Annotated in this window: 17 protein-coding genes and 1 other RNA gene; 13 read left to right on the forward strand and 5 right to left on the reverse strand. The window is 68.4% G+C overall.

Features of this window, described 5'->3' with window-relative positions:
- Positions 1–13: 13 nt before the first annotated feature.
- Both AB0K35_RS19335 and AB0K35_RS19340 read left to right on the forward strand, forming a co-directional pair.
- A complete protein-coding gene (locus AB0K35_RS19335; RefSeq protein ID WP_363886617.1) occupies positions 14–619 on the forward strand; it encodes an FMN-binding protein in 606 nt (201 codons plus the stop codon).
- A 49-nt stretch (positions 620–668) separates the two neighbouring features.
- Positions 669–1,391 (forward strand): FAD:protein FMN transferase, encoded by a 723-nt coding sequence (locus tag AB0K35_RS19340; protein WP_363886930.1) that lies wholly within the window; start codon positions 669–671, stop codon positions 1,389–1,391.
- A 430-nt stretch (positions 1,392–1,821) separates the two neighbouring features.
- Here the strand turns inward: AB0K35_RS19340 and AB0K35_RS19345 are convergent, their stop codons facing one another.
- A complete protein-coding gene (locus tag AB0K35_RS19345; protein WP_091409390.1) occupies positions 1,822–2,493 on the reverse strand; it encodes a bifunctional DNA primase/polymerase in 672 nt (223 codons plus the stop codon).
- A gap of 248 nt (positions 2,494–2,741) precedes the next feature.
- Between AB0K35_RS19345 and AB0K35_RS19350 the strand changes: the two genes are divergently transcribed.
- From AB0K35_RS19350 to mctP, 7 genes are all read left to right on the forward strand, one after another.
- Positions 2,742–3,971, forward strand: coding sequence for a helix-turn-helix domain-containing protein (locus AB0K35_RS19350; protein WP_238671467.1), 1,230 nt, complete (start codon positions 2,742–2,744; stop codon positions 3,969–3,971).
- Between the two features lie 16 nt (positions 3,972–3,987).
- Entirely contained in the window at positions 3,988–4,560 is a 573-nt protein-coding gene (locus AB0K35_RS19355) for a flavoprotein (RefSeq protein ID WP_238671466.1), read from the forward strand.
- Positions 4,561–4,642: 82 nt separating this feature from the next.
- The gene (locus AB0K35_RS19360; protein WP_363886619.1) at positions 4,643–5,524 is read left to right on the forward strand and encodes a Nif3-like dinuclear metal center hexameric protein; all 882 of its coding nucleotides are present in this window, start codon (positions 4,643–4,645) and stop codon (positions 5,522–5,524) included.
- Positions 5,514–6,251, forward strand: a complete 738-nt coding sequence (locus tag AB0K35_RS19365; protein WP_238671464.1) for a C4-type zinc ribbon domain-containing protein — start codon at positions 5,514–5,516, stop codon at positions 6,249–6,251. The genes AB0K35_RS19360 and AB0K35_RS19365 overlap by 11 nt, the downstream gene beginning before the upstream one ends.
- A gap of 3 nt (positions 6,252–6,254) precedes the next feature.
- Positions 6,255–7,430: a bifunctional RNase H/acid phosphatase gene (locus AB0K35_RS19370; RefSeq protein WP_363886621.1), complete on the forward strand. Its 1,176-nt coding sequence runs from the start codon at positions 6,255–6,257 to the stop codon at positions 7,428–7,430.
- Between the two features lie 153 nt (positions 7,431–7,583).
- Entirely contained in the window at positions 7,584–7,826 is a 243-nt protein-coding gene (locus tag AB0K35_RS19375) for a DUF3311 domain-containing protein (RefSeq protein ID WP_238671462.1), read from the forward strand.
- Positions 7,826–9,475 (forward strand): monocarboxylate uptake permease MctP, encoded by a 1,650-nt coding sequence (gene mctP, locus AB0K35_RS19380; RefSeq protein WP_363886624.1) that lies wholly within the window; start codon positions 7,826–7,828, stop codon positions 9,473–9,475. The genes AB0K35_RS19375 and mctP overlap by 1 nt, the downstream gene beginning before the upstream one ends.
- A 112-nt stretch (positions 9,476–9,587) precedes the next feature.
- On the opposite strand, the gene AB0K35_RS19385 is transcribed toward mctP, so the two are convergent.
- Positions 9,588–10,151: a helix-turn-helix domain-containing protein gene (locus AB0K35_RS19385; RefSeq protein ID WP_363886627.1), complete on the reverse strand. Its 564-nt coding sequence runs from the start codon at positions 10,149–10,151 to the stop codon at positions 9,588–9,590.
- 86 nt (positions 10,152–10,237) lie between these two features.
- Between AB0K35_RS19385 and AB0K35_RS19390 the strand changes: the two genes are divergently transcribed.
- Positions 10,238–11,128: an NmrA/HSCARG family protein gene (locus AB0K35_RS19390; protein WP_363886629.1), complete on the forward strand. Its 891-nt coding sequence runs from the start codon at positions 10,238–10,240 to the stop codon at positions 11,126–11,128.
- Between the two features lie 165 nt (positions 11,129–11,293).
- On the opposite strand, the gene AB0K35_RS19395 is transcribed toward AB0K35_RS19390, so the two are convergent.
- Positions 11,294–11,755 (reverse strand): MarR family transcriptional regulator, encoded by a 462-nt coding sequence (locus tag AB0K35_RS19395; protein ID WP_363886631.1) that lies wholly within the window; start codon positions 11,753–11,755, stop codon positions 11,294–11,296.
- A 54-nt stretch (positions 11,756–11,809) separates the two neighbouring features.
- Between AB0K35_RS19395 and AB0K35_RS19400 the strand changes: the two genes are divergently transcribed.
- On the forward strand, positions 11,810–13,033 hold the full coding sequence (locus tag AB0K35_RS19400; RefSeq protein ID WP_363886633.1) for an MFS transporter: 1,224 nt from the start codon (positions 11,810–11,812) through the stop codon (positions 13,031–13,033).
- A 16-nt stretch (positions 13,034–13,049) separates the two neighbouring features.
- Here the strand turns inward: AB0K35_RS19400 and AB0K35_RS19405 are convergent, their stop codons facing one another.
- Positions 13,050–13,811 carry a sulfite exporter TauE/SafE family protein gene (locus AB0K35_RS19405; protein WP_363886635.1) on the reverse strand — a complete coding sequence of 254 codons (762 nt, stop codon included), beginning with the start codon at positions 13,809–13,811 and terminating at the stop codon, positions 13,050–13,052.
- Positions 13,812–13,938: 127 nt separating this feature from the next.
- Between AB0K35_RS19405 and rnpB the strand changes: the two genes are divergently transcribed.
- Together rnpB and AB0K35_RS19415 are read left to right on the forward strand one after the other, a co-directional pair.
- Positions 13,939–14,353: RNase P RNA component class A (gene rnpB / locus AB0K35_RS19410), an RNA gene on the forward strand.
- Positions 14,354–14,753: 400 nt separating this feature from the next.
- Entirely contained in the window at positions 14,754–14,969 is a 216-nt protein-coding gene (locus AB0K35_RS19415) for a hypothetical protein (RefSeq protein ID WP_363886636.1), read from the forward strand.
- A gap of 97 nt (positions 14,970–15,066) precedes the next feature.
- Here AB0K35_RS19415 and AB0K35_RS19420 read toward each other — a convergent pair whose 3' ends face one another.
- Positions 15,067–17,331, reverse strand: coding sequence for a restriction endonuclease (locus AB0K35_RS19420; RefSeq protein WP_238671454.1), 2,265 nt, complete (start codon positions 17,329–17,331; stop codon positions 15,067–15,069).
- Between the last annotated feature and the right edge of the window lie 276 nt (positions 17,332–17,607).

Raw genomic sequence — 17,607 nt, forward strand, 5'->3', positions numbered from 1 at the left:
GAAAGGCATCCCCATGCGTCGCGCGCTCCTCGCGATCACCGGCCTGGCCGCCAGCACCACAGCGCTTGTGGTGTTCAAGGGCTCGCCAGGCACCAGCCAGGTCGCCCAGAACCTGCCGACCGCGCAGCCGGTCAACCCCTCCGGGCCGGGCGCCGAACCGGGTGCGCCGGGCACCGACCCGGCCGCCGGCACGCCGACACCATCGGGAAGCGCCAAGCCGTCGACGTCGCCCAAGCCCGGCAAGACCACCGCGCGCCCGTCGGGCACCAGGACGACGAAGGCCCCCAGTGCTCCGCGGACCACCACCAAGGCGCCCCAGTCGACCAACCGCAGGGTCACCGGCGACGGCTTCGAGAACGAGTACGGGTACGTGCAGGTGCAGATCGTCGTCTCGGGTAGCCGGATCGTCGAGGCAGTGGCGCTGTCGCTGCCCAGCGGGGGTGAATCCGACATCCACAGCGGCGACGTCCGCCTCGCCTACGACGGCACCGGCGCTCCTGGCACCCCCAGTGAGGTGGTGCGAAAGCAGAACGCGAACCTGAACACCGTCTCCGGGGCCACCGAGACCAGCAACTCCTACAAGCAGTCGCTGCGGTCCGCCATCGAGCAGGCATTCTGACGTGCGGGCCACGCTGACCCGACCCGGGCTGTGCCGGGTCGAACAGATCATGGGTACGACGATCAAACTGGACCTCGCCGACGACCTGCCACCGGCGACACTGCGCGAGTTGGCGGACGAGGTCTTCGCCTGGATGCACGAGGTGGACGGACGGTTCAGCACCTACAAGCCGGACAGCGAGGTGTGCCGCTTCGACAGGGGTGAGGTGCTGCTCTCCGAGGCGTCCGCGGACCTGCGGTACGTGCTGGAGACCTGCGCCGACCTGTGGGGCGCCACCGATGGGTTCTTCGACGCGTACGCCACCGGTCGGCTCGACCCGTCCGGCTACGTCAAGGGCTGGGCGGCCCAGGTCGCCTCGGACCGCCTCGTCGCCGCCGGTGCCGTCAACCACTGCGTGAACGCTGGCGGCGACGTACGGGTGCGGGGTCTGTCGCCGTCGGGGGAGCCGTGGCGCATCGGCATCCGGCACCCGTGGGACGCGATGGCGGCCTGCCTGGTCCTCAGCGGGACCGACCTGGCCGTGGCGACGTCAGGCGTGTACGAGCGGGGCCGGCACGTGCTGGACCCGCGCCGCGGGGCACCGGCCAGTGGGCTGCGCTCGGTGACCGTTGTCGGCACCGACCTCGGGTTGGCCGACGCGTACGCCACCGCCGCCCTCGCCATGGGCACTCCCGGCCTCAACTGGCTGGCCCGCCTGAACGACCACACCCACGCGGCGATAACCGACAACGCCCGCCAGCACCACTCCGTCGACCTCCCCCTAACCGACTAGCCCCTTACGCGCCCCCGCGCCCCGCGCTCCCCTTCGCTCCCCGCGATCTTGCAGTTTCGGTTGCTGGTTCGTCCCGTTACGTGCATTTTGTCGGGACAGCAAGTGCAAGATCGCCGAGAGCGGGGTGGGGGTGCGGGGAGGGGGAGCCGAGAGCGGGGAGCTACTAGCGGATGGGGCGGTGGGTGCCGGCTGGGCGGGAGCCGGTGGGGCGTGGGCGGCCGGGGCGGGACCCGGACGGTCGGGTGCCGGCCCAGCGGCGCCCCGGGTGGCTGCGCCGGGGCGGCTCGGTGCCGCCGGGGTGAGGCGCTCTGTCGTTGGTGGACATCGTTCCCCCGTTCGTGGCGCGCGTTCGCACCGTCCCCCTGTCAACGAGGACCGACGCCTCGGCGACGCTGTCTGGCACCGGATCGAATCGTCGACCGGGCCGGTTTCACATGCCTCGACGGGGCAGCGGCAGGTGACCGGGGAGCAGGTCGGGGGCGAGCGTCACCCCGGCGGCGCGCAGCGCCCCGATCAACGTGTTCTGCACGAGGTACGAATCCGGAAGCTGCCAACGTGCCTGTTCCGGGGCGACCGCCCAGCGGACCGTGCCCTCCGGCAACCGGGTGGGCGGCGCGGGGATCCACGAGCCCGGCCCGTGCCGGACCACGTGGAAGCAGTGCTCCAACTCCGGTCGGAGCGGGTCGCCGGGGCGGACCAGGAACATCCACCGTCCGGTGGGCGTGACCAGCACCGGTCCGCGTACGCCGGTGCCGGCCGGGTGGATCTGGACCGCGTCGAGCACGTGCCGGCCGAGGTGGGCGGGCACCTCCAGCACGTCGAAGGCCCGGCCGGTGGGCAGCAGCACCCCGTGCGGTCGGCTCCGCCACCAGGTGGCCACCCGGGCCGGGTCGGCGCTGGCGGCCAGTTCCCAGTTCTCCAGGGCGGGGTGGCAGCCCACTGTGGGGCAGCCGGCCCGCCCGCAGACGAAGCGGCTGCGGGCCAGACAGGCACCCGGGGTGACCTCCCAGCCGTGTACCGCGTACCGGATGGCGACCCGGCGCAGCCGGACCCGTTCCAGCGGCGACAGTTCGGCAACGCGCGGTACGACATTCCCCCACATGTGTGCCAACTCCTCTCGTCGGGCCCGGCGTTCGCCAGGTCGCATGTCGAGCACCGTCACTGCCGTAACCCACGATCGTTGAGGTTGACGAACGGCCCGTGCAACTTGCACGAAAACTACGAGGACTACCTGTACGGCTGACGTACATCCTGTGCGACCAGCGAAAACCTGAAAATGAATGGCAGTCGCCGCACCCGCGGACATCGCCCCGACTCGATTGGTTGTCGGTGGCAGGGGAGGATGGGGAGATGGACGAGCTACCCATAGGACGGCGAGTTGCCTACTGGCGGGGGCGACGCAAGATGTCGCAGCAGGTCTTCGCGGACCGGCTGGGCAAGTCCAAGAGCTGGGTGGACAAGGTCGAACGCGGCGTCCGACGGTTGGACAAGTTCTCCGTCCTCTACGAGATCGCCGACATCCTCCAGATGGACGTCCAACTGCTGATGGGTAAGGATCCGGAGCGGCGCGCCGACGCCCTCAACTGCATCGACCAGGTCGAGGTGCAGGAGATCCGGGCGGCGCTGGAACGCTACGACTCGATGAGCGCGTACTTCGACGCGGCGCCGTACCCGCCACCGATGGACGACATGCGCAAGGCCGTCAACCACGCCTGGCTCACCTACCAGTACGGCCGCTACGGGATGCTCACCCGGGCGCTGCCGAAGCTGCTGCGCGACGCCCAGGCGGCCGACGCCGCCTACGGCGGTGAGCAGGCCGCCGAGGCGGCCCACCTGCTCGGTCAGGTCTACCAGATCGCCTCCTCGGTGCTGCGCAAGCTCGGCGAGTGCGAGCTCGCCTGGTTGGCCGCCGACCGGTCGATGGCGGTGGCCCAGCGGGCCGACGACCCGCTGCTCGCCGGGATCGCCACCACCCGGGTGTGCAACGCCCTGGTCGCGATGGGCCGGGCCCGCCCCGCGCTGGAGCTGAACGTCCAGATCGCCAACCGGCTGGCGCCGGGTGGCAGCAACGAGGTCTCGCCGGCCCGGCTCTCCGTCTACGGGATGCTGCTGCTCCAGGGGGCGATGGCCGCGTCCCGCATCGGTGACTCGGCCAGCGTCGACGACCTGATCAACTGCGCGCAGGAGGCCGCCACTCTGCTCGGCGGCGACTACAACCACTACTGGACGTCGTTCGGCCCGACAAATGTCGAGCTGCACCGGGCCGCCGCCGCCGTGGAGCTGGGCGACGGGGGGCGGGCCGTGGAGGTGCACCAGCTGCGCATCGCGGAGCCCTCCTTCAACGCGCTGCTGCCCGAGCGCCGCGCGCACCACCTGCTCGACATCGCCCGCGGGTACGCCCAGATAGGCGACGTGGCGAACGCCGGCGAGATGCTGCTGCTCGGTGATCGGCTCGCCCCGTCGGAGATCCGCTGCCGGCCGATCGCGCACGAGGTGATGTCCGACATCCTCCGTCGCACACGTGGTGCGCCGCCTTCTCCGGTAGCGGAGTTGGCTGAGCACATGGGAGTAGGGGTATGAGCGCGGAGCCGGTCTGATGGCCGGTGCAGCGCGCAACAGCGGGCACCGCGAGGTGCTCTACGTCATCGCCTGCGGTTCGCCGCTGGCTCGGCACGTCGGTCGTCTGGTCGACCTCGCCCAACGCGACGGTTGGGACGTCTGCGTGGTCACCACGCCGGACGGCGCGAAGTTCGTCGACCAGTCGGCCCTGATCCGGCAGACCGGCCACCCGGTGCGGACGCACTACAAGAACCCCGGTGACCCGGACGTGCTGCCACCCGCCGACGCCATGATCGTCTGCCCGGCCACCGTCAACACCGTCAACAAGTGGGCCGCCGGGATCACCGACACGCTGGCGCTCGGGCTGTTGGTCGAGGCCCAGGGCAAGGGCGTCCCCATCGTGGCGGTGCCGTACACAAACGCGGCGATGGCCTGCCACCCGGCGTTTCGTGCCGGGGTGGCCCGGTTGGCCGAGTGGGGCGTCACTGTGCTCTTCGGCGACGATGTCATCGCTCTGCATCCGCCCGGAACGGGGGAACAGCACCTGCACGCCTTCCCCTGGGCGATGCCGCTGGCCGCACTGCAGACCGTCTCCTGGAGCGCCGTCTAGCGCGTCCGGAAGATCTTCCACCCGACGCGGCCGGGCCGGGTGTCACCGCCCGGCGGCCCCGACGCCGGTAAGCTGGCCCGCCGTGAGCACAAGCGGATCCGCCCCCACAGTCAGCGACGTGGTGGCCGCGCTGGAACGGCGCTTTCCGCCGGTCTGGGCGGAGGAGTGGGACCGGGTGGGCCTGGTGCTCGGTGAGCCGGCCGCCCCGGTCCGCCGGGTGCTCTGCGTGGTCGACGTGGTGCCCGAGACTGTCGAGGAAGCCCTCGCCGCCGACGCGGACATGATCGTCGCGCATCACCCGCTGCTGCTGCGCGGGGTGTCCTCGGTCGCCGCGACGACCTTCAAGGGGCGGATCATCCACCAGTTGATCCGGGCCGGGGTGGCGCTCTACGCGGCGCACACCAACGCCGACGTGGCCTCCCCGGGCGTCTCCGACGCCCTCGCCGCCCGCTTCGGGCTCACCGGTCTGCGCCCACTGCAACGACCCGCGCCCGGCTCGCCCGCTCACGGCGACGACAGGGGTTTCGGCCGGATCGGCGAACTGCCCCAGCCGATGACCCTCGCCGAGCTGACCCGGCACGCGGCGGCGGTGCTCCCCGTCACGTCCTGGGGAGTTCGCGCGGCGGGGGATCCCGGGCGTATGGTTCGTACCCTCGCCGTCAGCGGCGGGTCGGGGGACAGCTTCCTCGGCGCCGCGACCGCCGCCGGGGTGGACGCGTTCCTCACCGCCGACCTGCGGCACCACCCGGCCGGCGAGCACCTCGCCGCCGATGGTCCCGCCCTGATCGACGCCGCCCACTGGGCGACCGAACGACCGTGGCTGGACGACCTGGCCGCTTTCCTCCGGGAGGCGCTGGACGTCGAGACGCTGGTGTCCGACCTGGACACCGACCCGTGGACCGTGCACGCCGCCGCACCCGCCGCACCCGCTGTGGACGACAAGGAGCCCGACCGTGAAGGCTGACCCTCAGGTGCAGCGCCGCCTGCTCGACCTCCAGGCGATCGACACCAACCTCGCCCAACTCGCCCACCGCAGGCGTTCGCTTCCGGAGCGGGCCGAGCTGGAGTCGCTGGCCCGGGAGCTGTCGTCGATGGAGGACGAGCGGGTCCGCGCCCAGGTGGCGGTGGACGACCTGGACCGGGACATCGCCCGGTTGGAGAAGGACGTCGAGCAGGTCCGGGCCCGCAAGGAGAAGGACGAGAACCGGCTGGCCGCCGGCACCGGCCCGGCGCGTGAGTTGGAGGCGCTCCAGCACGAGCTGGTCTCGCTCAAGCGCCGCCAGGGCGATCTGGAGGACGCCGAGCTGGAGCTGATGGAGCAGCGGGAAACCGCGCAGGGCGTACTGGACGGCGTGGAGCAGCGGCTGGCCGAGACCCGGGACAAGCGGGCCGCGACCGAGCAGCGCCGCGACGAAGCGCTGGCCGAGATCGCCAAGGATGAGGAGTTCAAGCGGGGCGCCCGTCAGCCGCTCGCCGCCGACCTCCCCAGCGATCTGGTCAACCTCTACGACAAGATCCGCGAGGACACCGGGTTGGGTGCCGCGCTGCTCACCGGGGGTCGCTGCGGCGGGTGCCGCCTGGACCTGTCCGGCGCCGACCTGGCCCGGATCCGCAAGGCCGCCCCCGACGACGTGGTCCGCTGCGAGGACTGCCGACGGATCATGGTCCGCACCAACGAGTCGGGTCTGTAGGTCGTGGCGCCGCGCGTGGTCTCCATGGAGGCCGACGGTGGGTCCCGGGGCAACCCCGGCCCCGCCGGCTACGGCGCGGTGGTCCGCGACCCGGAGACCGGCGAGGTGCTCGCCGAGCGCTCCGAGTCGCTCGGCACGGCCACCAACAACGTCGCCGAGTACCAGGGCCTGATCGCCGGGTTGACCGCCGCCGCCGAGCTGGGCGCCGCCGAGGTGGACGTCCGGATGGACTCCAAGCTGGTGGTCGAGCAGATGTGCGGCCGGTGGCAGATCAAGCACCCCGGCCTGCGGCCCCTCGCCGCCCAGGCCGCCGCGCTGGTGGGCCGGTTCGCAGCGGTCCGGTTCAGTTGGATTCCGCGCGAGCAGAACAGGCACGCCGACGCCCTCGCCAACGCCGCCATGGACGCCGCCGCGGGTCGGCCGTCGGCGACAGCGGCCCCCGGCCGCCCGGCGCCAACGCCGGCCGGCGTCCAGCCCCCGACGACGCCCGCCACCCCGATCGTCGGCAGCGATCCGGCGACCGCGCCGGCCTCCTGGGAGCCACGGCCGACCTTCACCGCCACCCGGCTGATCCTGGTCCGCCACGGCGAGACCGCGTACACCGAGCAGCGGCGCTACTCCGGGCGCGGCGACGTTCCGCTCTCCGAGCGCGGCCGGGCCCAGGCCCGCGCCACCGGCGTCCGGGTGGCCGAGCTGGCCCCGTCCGTCGCGGCAGTGCTCAGCTCACCGTTGTCCCGGTGTACGGCCACCGCGGCGTCGATCGCCGGGGCGCTCGGTGACGTGCCGGTCCGCACCGAGGACGACCTGATCGAGTGCGACTTCGGCCAGTGGGAGGGGCACACCTTCGCCGAGGTGCGCGAGCAGTGGCCGGGGGAGATGGACGCCTGGCTCGCCTCACCCCGGATCGCGCCGCCGGGCGGGGAGTCGTTCACCCAGGTCGCCGAACGCGCGCACCGCGTCATCAGCGGGCTGCTGACCGCGTACCCCGGTGAGACAGTGGTGGCCGTCTCGCACGTCTCGCCGATCAAGCTGGTGCTGCGCGACGCCCTCGCGGCCGGCGACGGCTTCCTGCACCGGCTCTTCCTGGACGCGGCAGGCATCTCGGTGCTCGACATGTGGTCGGACGGCGGCGTGGCAGTGCGCACCGTCAACGACACCGCCCACCTCGCCACTCTCTGAGCCGATTTACTCCCGGCCGGTCGGCCGCGCCGTTCGGCGCAGCCGACCGGCCGTTCGGCGCAGCACCCTCCGGACGGGTCAGGTGACCGCCGTCACAGAGTCGTAGCCTCCGGCCGTTACATCGGAAGCCACGACTCCCCGGAGGTGTGTCAGATGGCTGCACCCGAACCGGAGGCGCCGCCCACGGTGCCGACCAGGGCGAAGGACCACAGCCCCTGGAACTGGTTGCTCTTCATCCCCATCGTGGTGCCGCTGATCCCGGCGTTCTTCAATGGCGACTCGCCCCGGGTCTTCGGCTTCCCGCGCTTCTACTGGCTGCAACTGGCCTTCATCCTGCTCGGCGTCGGCACCACCACATTGGTCTACCAGATGACGAAGAAGCGGGGAGGCCGCTGATGTGGCGCGACCATCTCACCGAGATCATCGTCTTTTCCGTGCTGTTCCTCCTGGTCAGCGTGATGGGCTTCGTGGCCGCCCGGTGGCGGGCGCCGAAGGACATGGCGCACCTGGACGAGTGGGGGCTGGGCGGGCGCAGCTTCGGCGGCTGGATCACCTGGTTCCTGGTCGGCGGTGACCTCTACACCGCGTACACCTTCGTGGCGGTTCCGGCGTTGATGTTCGGTGCCGGCGCGGCCGGGTTCTTCGCCGTGCCGTACACCATCGTCATCTACCCGCTGGTCTTCCTGGTGCTGGTGCGGCTCTGGTCGGTGTCGCACCGGCACGGGTTCGTCACGCCGGCCGACTTCGTCCGCAACCGGTTCGACTCGCCGGTCCTGGCGCTGCTGATCGCGATCACCGGCATCGTCGCCACCATGCCGTACATCGCGTTGCAGCTGGTCGGCATCGAAGCGGTGCTCAAGACGATGGGCGTCACCGGCGACAACGCGCTGGCCCGACACCTGCCGATCATCATCGCGTTCGCCATCCTGGCCGCCTACACGTACCAGTCGGGGTTGCGCGCGCCCGCGCTGATCGCGTTCGTCAAGGACAGCCTGATCTACATCGTGATCCTGGTGGCGGTCGTCTACCTGCCGTACAAGCTGGGCGGCTGGGGTGACATCTTCGCCGCCGCCGACGCGAAGTTCGACGCCTCACCCAATCCGAACGACGGCATCCTGCTCAACGGCAACAACCAGCTTCAGTACGTGACGCTGGCGCTCGGCTCGGCGTTGGCGCTGTTCCTCTACCCGCACAGCATCACCGGTGTGCTGGCCAGCCGGAACCGCGACGTGATCAAGCGGAACATGTCGGCGCTGCCCGCGTACAGCCTGCTGCTCGGGTTGATCGCGCTGCTCGGCTACATGGCCATCGCGGCCGGCGTGAAGCCGCTGCCCGGTGCTTCGGCCGGCAGTGTGGACAACAACACCGTCGTGCCGCTGCTGTTCGACCAGCAGTTCCCGGACTGGTTCGCCGGTGTCGCGTACGCGGCGATCGGCATCGGCGCGTTGGTGCCCGCGGCGATCATGTCGATCGCGGCGGCGAACCTGTTCACCCGCAACATCTACAAGGAGTACCTGAAGCGGGACGCCTCCCCGGCCCAGGAGGCGAACGTCTCGAAGATCACCTCGCTGGTGGTGAAGGTCGGCGCGGTGGCCTGCATCGTCTTCCTCGACCCGCAGTTCTCCATCGATCTCCAGCTGATCGGTGGCGTGATCATCCTTCAGACGCTGCCAGCGGTGGCGCTGGGCCTCTACACCCGCTGGTTCCACCGCACGGGCCTGATCGTCGGCTGGGTGGCCGGCATGGGGTTGGGCATGTGGATGCTCTACCAGGTGGCCAGCCCGACCCGGAAGCACTTCGGCGGCTCGGCGTTCCCGCTGTCGGAGTTCGGGTTCGACACCACCAAGACGATCTACGTCGGCATCGTGGCGGTGGCGGTCAACCTGGCCGTGGCGGCTCTGGTGACGCTCGCGCTGCGGGCCGCGAAGGTCGAGGAAGGAGTCGACGGCACCGAGCCGGACGACTACTTCGCCGACGAGGGCGACCCCCGGATCACCCCGGGCCCCGACCGCGAAGCCGACCCGGCCCGCGAACCGGTCGCCTGACCTGAAGACCCGCGCGGGTTTTCGCGTCGATCATGGAGTTGTGGTGCCTGGTTGATGGCTGTTCACGGCAGTCGTGCCCCACCACAACTCCATGATCGACCAAGCCTGGGCTTCACGAGCCCTTGTGGACCGACTCGCGCCGGTCCGCTGACCCGATCCCCTGGAGGGCGAGGGTCAGCAGTTGTTCCGCCTTGGCGGCGCCCATCGGTTGCGCCGCGAGTGAGATGCCGTTGGCGAGGATCATCAGGTCGGCCATGGTGATGTCGGGCCGTACCGAACCCTCGTCGACGGCTCGGCGTAGCAGTGGTTCACCGGCGGCGACGAGCGTCGCGCCGCAGGTGTCGGACTCCTGGGCGGGCTCGTTCAGGAGCGAGTCCGCGAGGCCGCGGGTTGTCGTGGCGTACGCGGTCACCTCGTGCAGCCAGGTCGTCAGCGCGTCGAGCGCGTCCGGCGCGGCGAGTAGATCTCCGGCGCGCGCCGCCAGGTTGCGGACACATCCGCCGAAGACCGCCTGGAGCAGCGACCACCGGGTGGGGAAGTGTCGGTGCAGGGTCGCCGAGCCGACCCCGGCGGATCGGGCGATCTCCTCCAGCGAGGCGTACGCGCCGTCGCGGGCGATCGCCTCGGACGCCGCCGTGACGATGAGGTCGTAGTTGCGCTGCGCGTCCGCTCTCATGGCCCGCCTTGCAGAAATGGGGTGGTCCCCCGTATCGTAGCCGACGAGAAGTGGGGGGCCACCCCATTTGTTTCTCAGGAGGCATCGTGGCTGTTCTCGTCATCGGCGCGACGGGTAAGCAGGGCGGGGCAACGGCCCGAGCGCTGCTCGACCGTGGCGTCCCGGTCCGCGCCCTGGTCCGCGATCCCGGCACTGACAGCGCCCAGGCTCTGCGGGAGCGGGGCGCCGAACTGGTCACTGGCAACCTGGACGACGCCGACTCGCTGCTCGCCGCGGCGGACGGGATGGACGGCGTCTTCTCCATCCCGTATCCCGATGTGACGGACATGCAGGGCGACGCCGAAGTGATCCGCGGCCGCAACGTCGTCGAGGCGGCGCGCCGGGCCGGCGTGTCGCAGTTCGTGCACAGCAGCGTCTCGGGTGCCGGCGACTTTCACCGCAACCAGCCCGGCTGGGCCGAAGGTCGGTGGGACAGGCACTACTGGGAGAGCAAGGCGGCAATCGACGAGCTGGTGCGCTCGGGTGGCTTCGCGCACTGGACGGTCCTGAAGCCTTCGACCTTCATGGAGAACCTGGTCGGGTGGTCCTACCTCTTCGGCGACTGGTCCAGTGGCACGATCATCACCGGCTTCGCCGAAGACACGCGCATGCCGTGGGTCGCCGTCGACGACATCGGCGAAGCGGCGGCGATCGCGATCACGAACCCGGGGAAGCTCGACGGCCTGGACGTCGAACTCGCCGGCGACCTGCTCACCATGACCGAGGTCGCGGCCATCCTGAGTGAGGTCACCGGTCGGGCGATCACCGCGCCCGTGCTCACCCCCCAGGAGGCCGTCGAGCGCGGCCTGCTGCCCGCCATGGTCAAGGCGGTCGAGCAGATCAACGAGAACGGAAGCCCCGCCCGTCCGGAGATGACCCGCGCCCTCGGCCTACCGACCACCGACTTCCGCACCTGGGCGCGGCGAACGTTGTCCTGAATCCCGGCGGGTTCGCCGCAAGATCGTGCTCGATCGTGGTTGTAGTGGTGTCGGACCGCGCGGGTTGCCACTACAACCAGGATCTTGCGCGATCTTGGCGGTGGAAGGGCTTCTTCGCGCGACTGGACGGCGCGGTGAGCCAGACCACGACACCCCGACGCGGGGTCAGCGGGAGCGGTTGCGGTTCACCAGGGCCTGGTTCAGGCGGCTTAGTAGGGCTGCCAGCGTGGTCCGGTCCTCGGGGCTCCAGTCGGCCAGCATGTCGCCGTAGAGCCGGGTGCGGGCGGCCTGGACGGCGGCCATCCGCTGGAGACCGGCAGGGGTGGGGGAGATGACGGTGCCGCGGCCGTCGGACGGGTCCGGGGTGCGGGTGATCAGGCCGTCGCGCTGAAGCGCGGAGACCTGCCGGGTGACTGTCGAGCCGTCCAGGTTGAGTCGGGCGGCGAGCGCCGAGACGTTCTGCGGGCCGGCGTCGGCCAGGTGGCGCAGGATGACGTACGCCGCGCGGTCCAGCACCCGGTGCTCGGCCGTGCCGGTGGCCCGTCGGGTGGCCTCGCCGAAGCGCATCAGCAGGGCCACCTCGGTCTCGATCTGGCCGAGGGTGCTCTCGTCACTGTCGTCGCTCATAGCTGTATGATACAGAATAAATACCTGTAGGATACAGCTATCTGAGGAGTCGGAGTGGATCGGCGTTCCGAACCGAACCGCAGTGCCATCTACGCCACCACACTGGTGGCCTTCCTCGCCATCGCCGGCATCGCCGTCGTCGACCCGATCCTGCCCGCCATCGGCGACGCGATCGGGGTCACCGCCTGGCAGGTCGAGCTGCTGTTCACCGCGTACATCGCGGTCATGGCCCTCGGCATGATCCCGGCGACGCTGGCCAGCGGCCGGTTCGGCTTCAAGCCGGTGCTCATCACCGGCGTCTCAGTTGTCGGCCTCGCCGCGATCCTCGCCTCGTTCAGCGACAACATCGTGCAGCTCTCCGTGCTGCGCGGCGTCTGGGGGCTGGGCAACGCGATGTTCTTCGCCACCGCAATGGTGGTGCTTGTCAACCTGGCCGTCGACCGGGAATGGGTGGTGGGCCTCTTCGAAACCGCCCTCGGTCTCGGCTTCGCCGTCGGACCGCTCATCGGCGGCCTGCTCGGCCAGGTCAGCTGGCGGCTGCCGTTCTTCGTCTGCGGTGTCTTCATGGTCCTCGCCCTCGGCGTGGCCTCCCGCAAACTCCGCGAGCCCACCAACCGGCAGGCCCCGGTACGCGTCGGCCAGATCTTCGCCACCTACCGCCGACCGGCGTTCATCGCCCTCTGCGTGGTCACCGCCGCGTACAACTTCGTGTTCTTCGTGGTGCTCGGCTACACGCCGCTCTTCCTCGGCCTGGACGTCATCCCGCTGGGGCTCGCGTTCACCGGCTGGGGTCTCGGCCTGGCCGCCGGCATCATGGTGATCGGTCACCGGCTGGCCCACCGCATCGGCGCGGTGCAGACCGTCGGCGTGGCCATCGCCGGGCTGCTGGTCTGCATGGTCCTCTTCGCCACCTCCACCAGCACCGCCGAGGCGCTCGTGGTGCTGGTGCTCGCCGGACTCTGCATGGGGCTGGCCAACGCCAACCTCACCGACCTGGCGCTCGGCCTCGGCTCCAGCGACCGGCGCGTCGCCACCGGAGCGTTCAACCTGGTCCGCTGGGGTGCCGCCGCGCCGGCCCCGATCATCTCCGGCAAGCTCGCCGAGCAGTCGCTGTCGCTGCCGTTCTGGGTCGGCTTCGGGGTGCTCGCCGTCGGCGTGCTCGTCTACCTGGCCTTCGCTCACCTGATGGCCGCCGGCTACGGCGAGCGGGTGCTCTGGTCCCGCTGGAACCGCGCCGCCGCCGACACCGAGCACGAGCCTGTCGGCGAGACGTACTGACCGTCGGTCGACCGGGTCAGTTCAGGGCGCGCCAGAGCAGGTAGAGGCCGATCGTCGTGCCGAACACCACGATCAGCGTCTTGAGCACCACCGGCGGCAGCCGGCGGACGAGCCGGGCGCCCGCGTACCCCCCAATCAGGGTGGCCGGCGCGACCACCGCGACGGCCGCCCAGTTCAACGGGCCGAACACTGCGAACACCACCAGCGTGGTGCACCCCACCACCGCGGAGAGCAGATTCTTGATCGCGCTCACCCGGGCCAGTGTCGCGTCCAGCACCAGGGCCAGCCCGGCCACCAGCATCACCCCGAGGGCCGCACCGAAGTAACCGCCGTACACCGCACCGAGCGCAACCATCGTCTGAACCGTTACCGTCCGCCGGCGTGGCGTGAGGTCCCGGGGGTGACCGACCAGGCGGCGCAGCGGGTCCTGGAAGGCCAGGACCGCTGTCGCGCCGAGGACCAGAAACGGTACGACCAGCTCGAACGCGCGGGCCGGAGTGGCCAACAGCAGCAACGCCCCGAGGATCGTGCCCACAATGGTGGTAGGCACCAGCGTGGCCAGCGCGCGGGGACGCGGCAGATCCTGCCGGCTGCCCGCCACGCTGGCCAGGTACCCGGGGAAGACGGCGACGGAGTTGCTGACATTCGCCGGCACCGGAGGCAACCCGATCGCGATCATCGCCGGAAAGGTGATCAACGAACCGCCACCGGCCACCGCGTTGACAGTGCCAGCGGCGAGACCGGCGGCGAGCAGCAGCGCGGCGTGGGAGAGATCCATAGCCCCACGAGGCTAGCCGCCGCCTCACGGGACGGATTCGCCGGACCGTTCGTGAGCTGCGCGATCTTGCCCAGGCGGGGCGGCAATACCGGCAGCACGCTCGTCGTTAGGATGAGAGCGCGACGGACGAGTCGACCGGGCGGCCGCGTCGGCGGGCTTCGGCCCGCCGCCGAGGAACGTCCGGACTCCACAGGGCAGGGTGGTTGTTAACGGCAACCCGGGGCGACCCGCGGGACAGTGCCACAGAAAACAGACCGCCGACCCCAACGGGACGGTAAGGGTGAAACGGTGGGGTAAGAGCCCACCAGCACCCCGGGTGACCGGGGTGGCTCGGTAAACCCCACCCGGAGCAAGGCCAAGCAAGGGCCGTCACCGCAAGATGACGACCCGGCGCAGACGCTTGAGGGCTGCCCGCCCGATGTCTGCGGGTAGGCCGCTGGAGCCTGCCGGCAACGGCAGGCCGAGATGGATGGCCGCCGCCGGCGCAAACCCCTCGGGGTACGCGCCGCGCACAGAATCCGGCGTACAGGTCGACTCGTCCGTCGCCCACCAGCTCAGAGACCTGATCAAGGCTCTGAGCTAGCCGTGTATTAGGTGCCGGTTGACCTTGGTCATCGTTGGGTGGCGTTTGACGGCCTGGCCACGGCCTGAGACGGCCTGGAGACGGCCTGAGTGCTGGATCAGTCGGGTCTCTTCTCGGATCGCGCGGGCTGTGCCGTTTTGGGGCCTCTCCGGGCCGGGGCTCGGTGGTTCTGGACCGGGCCGGCCGCTATGGGGGAGGGTCACGTCCTGGCGGTGGAGCTGGTGCCGCGACCCGGTGGCAAGCCAGTCCCGGGGTTGGACCGGCGCGGCAGCCGGAAGCCCCGACGCACGACCAGACCGACCCGCTGGCTTCCGCAGCGGTCTTGGTGGTCCCATTTGTGGATGAGGTGGGACGAGTGCGTGCCGGAGCTGCTGGAGCATCTGGGGGAGATGGGTCTGGTCGGGCTGGTCAAGATTGACGGGGAGCGGGAGCGTAAGCCCTGGACCGTGGTGATCTCAGGCCAGCGGCTCGATGGTGCCGTGATCAGGGTCGACGGCCACAGTCTTGAGTACTGCCTGCGGCATGCCGTCGCCTCGCTTCATGAGCGCTTCCCGGACCAGATCGCGCTGACCTGAGATCCGACTGTGGGGCGTTGCCCCGGCAACTGTCGGTGGCTCACCGCCGGCCTTGCGGCCGCACCGCGCGGAGCGCGGTGCTTGAGCAATGAAAGACCTATTCGGTAATCTGTTCGGCTAGCAGAGCGAACATGTCGCCGATGCTGACCTCATCTACCTCTATGTATTCTGGGGACAATTGCCCCGACAGCTCTTGCTCAGATAGCATTTCCGTCAACATAAGAGACTCGTGAACTTCGTCTAGCTGTGTTGAGACCGACTCTTCATGCGAGTGAGCGTAGTCAAGGACTTCATAAAACACATCTGGACCCTCCGCAGGTGTTGCTCCCATGCCGCTTTCCAGGAACTCGCGGATAACGCTCTGTGCAATCGTGTGGCGTGCGCCTGCGGCCTCTTCGAGCGCTTCTGGCGGGGCTAGGTCACCCAAACGCTCTAGAAGTTCGACGGCTAAGTCCGTGCGACGCCACTCGGTCAAGTCGAGCATTATCGCCTCGACAGTTTCGGTCGCAAGAGGGGGTGCCAACCTCTGCAGCTCGCTGAATTGCGACGCGCGGCATTGAGAGATTACTTCGACGGCGTCTGCCAAACTTGCTGCGGCTTCGATAAAGTCGCCATCGCCGATAACATCTGCTACGTATTCGGCGAGTCCGCGGAGTTCCAACTCGTTCGCTATTTGAAGACATACGCTCACTCTATGCGTCAAGTCGCAGCGGTACCGGTCGGCCGGGACCTGCTGCTCAGGCAGGAAGAGAGTCCAGGTAAGTGACTGCGCGAACTTGTCGCAGTTGCTCTGGAGAGTGCTTAAAAGGAGTCGATCTGGGTGCTTGGACGCCAGCTCCCACAGTTTCTCTAGCTGCTCGAAGTGGGTGGCGCTTTCGATTATTTCCAATACCTTAGCGGGGTTGTTGCTGAGATGGTGGCGCATAAAGTCCGCAACAGACGGATTTTGAAAAGTCGTCGGATATTGCTGTCCAATGGTAATGATCATCGTCCCGCGCAGCAGGCGCACCGCTTGCTGGAATGTGCGTTGGCTGGCATCCGATTCCCGGGTGGCGCGCAGGCTTGCCCAGGCGCCGAATAGGTCGAGGTAGCGAACTTCCCTGCGAAGGAGAAACAATGCCTCCATGAGGTCTCTGGCGGGAGCGTCGAGTTGGTCATAATATATAGGCCCCCACACTCGATCGGGGTCGTTAAGGTTGTTCAGCAGCATGATTGGTGCATCTTGCGGAGAAAAGTAAGTCTCGCGCGATATGTTCCGAAGGGTATCCTCGATTGTTCGAGGGTTGAAGCTGCGGTGTTCAATGATTGGTCGGTATGCAGCGGGTGTGGCGAAGCTAGCTTTTACGGCTGACGAAACATTTGAAAAGTAGACATGGTTGTAGAGAATGCCTGCCCGGACTCGCTCTTTGTAGTCGCTCAGATCAAGAACACACTGCATCGGATCGAAGTCTTCCCTAGCAAGCTGCTCATAGGTGCGTCGCGCTTGCTCAAGTATGTATTCACGAGTCGTCATGATGACGCGTTTGTTGGTCAGCTTATTGACCCGGCGCAGTAGAGACACGAGGCGTCTGTCTTCGTTCTTGGGGAGCTTTCCCTCCAAGGTGGTTTGCCCCAGGAAGTCGTCATAATAGAATACTTGAGGAGCAGAGTCGCTCCACACCTTGTTGGCTTCGTCAATGTCGGCCGAAATTTCGTAGAGCTGATAACCTGCAGCCACATAGTTCGAGCAAAGCACCCGGGCTAGAGTCGACTTCCCGATCCCAGGGTTTCCAACAATCATGCATGCCTTGTGCTCTTCCAGAATTTGGCGCGCTCTGTCAAGGCTGGGATTCGGCGAGAATTTGAGCAGCGTCTCCGGCAAAGACTCGATGAGATCTCGTGACCGGGTCAACACATCACTCGCGAGGAGGCTTTGCAGGATTGAGGTACTGGCAAGCCAGAGGCGGATATGCCGCTTCACAATTTCCGGCCTAGCCTTGAGTAAAGCAACAATTTCGTCAAGGCCATAAATATCGCACTCGACCAGGTACGGTTTAAGCGCCTCAGCGAGTTCGTGCTTCGCCCCTACCGTCAGGCTGACTGAAGTTGCGAGTATGTAGCGCTGAGGCTTGAGTCGCCGAATTTTCAACGCTTCTTTGCTCTTCATGTGTTGCACTAGCTTGGCACGCGAAGAGTTAAACCAATGCTTGCATTGAATGATGATCTGACTGTCGTTCAAGGGGCCGATGTGCCTGAGATCTACGCCCCCGTCACGCCCTTGAGCGAAGATCTCAATCCGGACTTCGAGAAGGTCCTCGAATAAGTCTCGGCAGACCAGTTCAAAATCGAAGTCTGTGAGTCGACCAACATCGAACCCGTCCACAAGGCCCTCCGCAGCCTGGCTAGGCTGGCAGCCTAATTGGGGGTTCGTAGAGATGCAACCTTCGAGGCGAGGATGGTCCATCGCTCCTAGCAGGGACGGCATCCCATTCCTGCCTAGAGGCTAGCGAAGGGGCAGCACAGTCTGACCCCATTGCCGTGCTCCGCGTCCTCGGGCTGCCGATGATTCGAGCCACGATGGCGGGCCAGGTCGTGCTGACAAGTCGCGCTCGCCGAAATGCTCGAAAAGCTCCCTTGCGGCATAGCGCTACCCAAGGGG

The sequence above is a fragment of the Micromonospora sp. NPDC053740 genome (assembly GCF_040677775.1).
In the GTDB taxonomy this organism is placed as follows: Bacteria; Actinomycetota; Actinomycetes; order Mycobacteriales; family Micromonosporaceae; genus Micromonospora; species Micromonospora alfalfae.

Bases quoted from the DNA above. Each gene is read 5' to 3' on its own strand.
- AB0K35_RS19335 (WP_363886617.1), top strand. From the start codon at position 14: ATGCGTCGCGCGCTCCTCGCGATCACCGGCCTGGCCGCCAGCACCACA.
- AB0K35_RS19340 (WP_363886930.1), top strand. From the start codon at position 669: ATGGGTACGACGATCAAACTGGACCTCGCCGACGACCTGCCACCGGCG.
- AB0K35_RS19345 (WP_091409390.1), bottom strand. From the start codon at position 2,493: ATGTGGGGGAATGTCGTACCGCGCGTTGCCGAACTGTCGCCGCTGGAA.
- AB0K35_RS19350 (WP_238671467.1), top strand. From the start codon at position 2,742: ATGGACGAGCTACCCATAGGACGGCGAGTTGCCTACTGGCGGGGGCGA.
- AB0K35_RS19355 (WP_238671466.1), top strand. From the start codon at position 3,988: ATGGCCGGTGCAGCGCGCAACAGCGGGCACCGCGAGGTGCTCTACGTC.
- AB0K35_RS19375 (WP_238671462.1), top strand. From the start codon at position 7,584: ATGGCTGCACCCGAACCGGAGGCGCCGCCCACGGTGCCGACCAGGGCG.
- mctP (WP_363886624.1), top strand. From the start codon at position 7,826: ATGTGGCGCGACCATCTCACCGAGATCATCGTCTTTTCCGTGCTGTTC.
- AB0K35_RS19385 (WP_363886627.1), bottom strand. From the start codon at position 10,151: ATGAGAGCGGACGCGCAGCGCAACTACGACCTCATCGTCACGGCGGCG.
- AB0K35_RS19395 (WP_363886631.1), bottom strand. From the start codon at position 11,755: ATGAGCGACGACAGTGACGAGAGCACCCTCGGCCAGATCGAGACCGAG.
- AB0K35_RS19405 (WP_363886635.1), bottom strand. From the start codon at position 13,811: ATGGATCTCTCCCACGCCGCGCTGCTGCTCGCCGCCGGTCTCGCCGCT.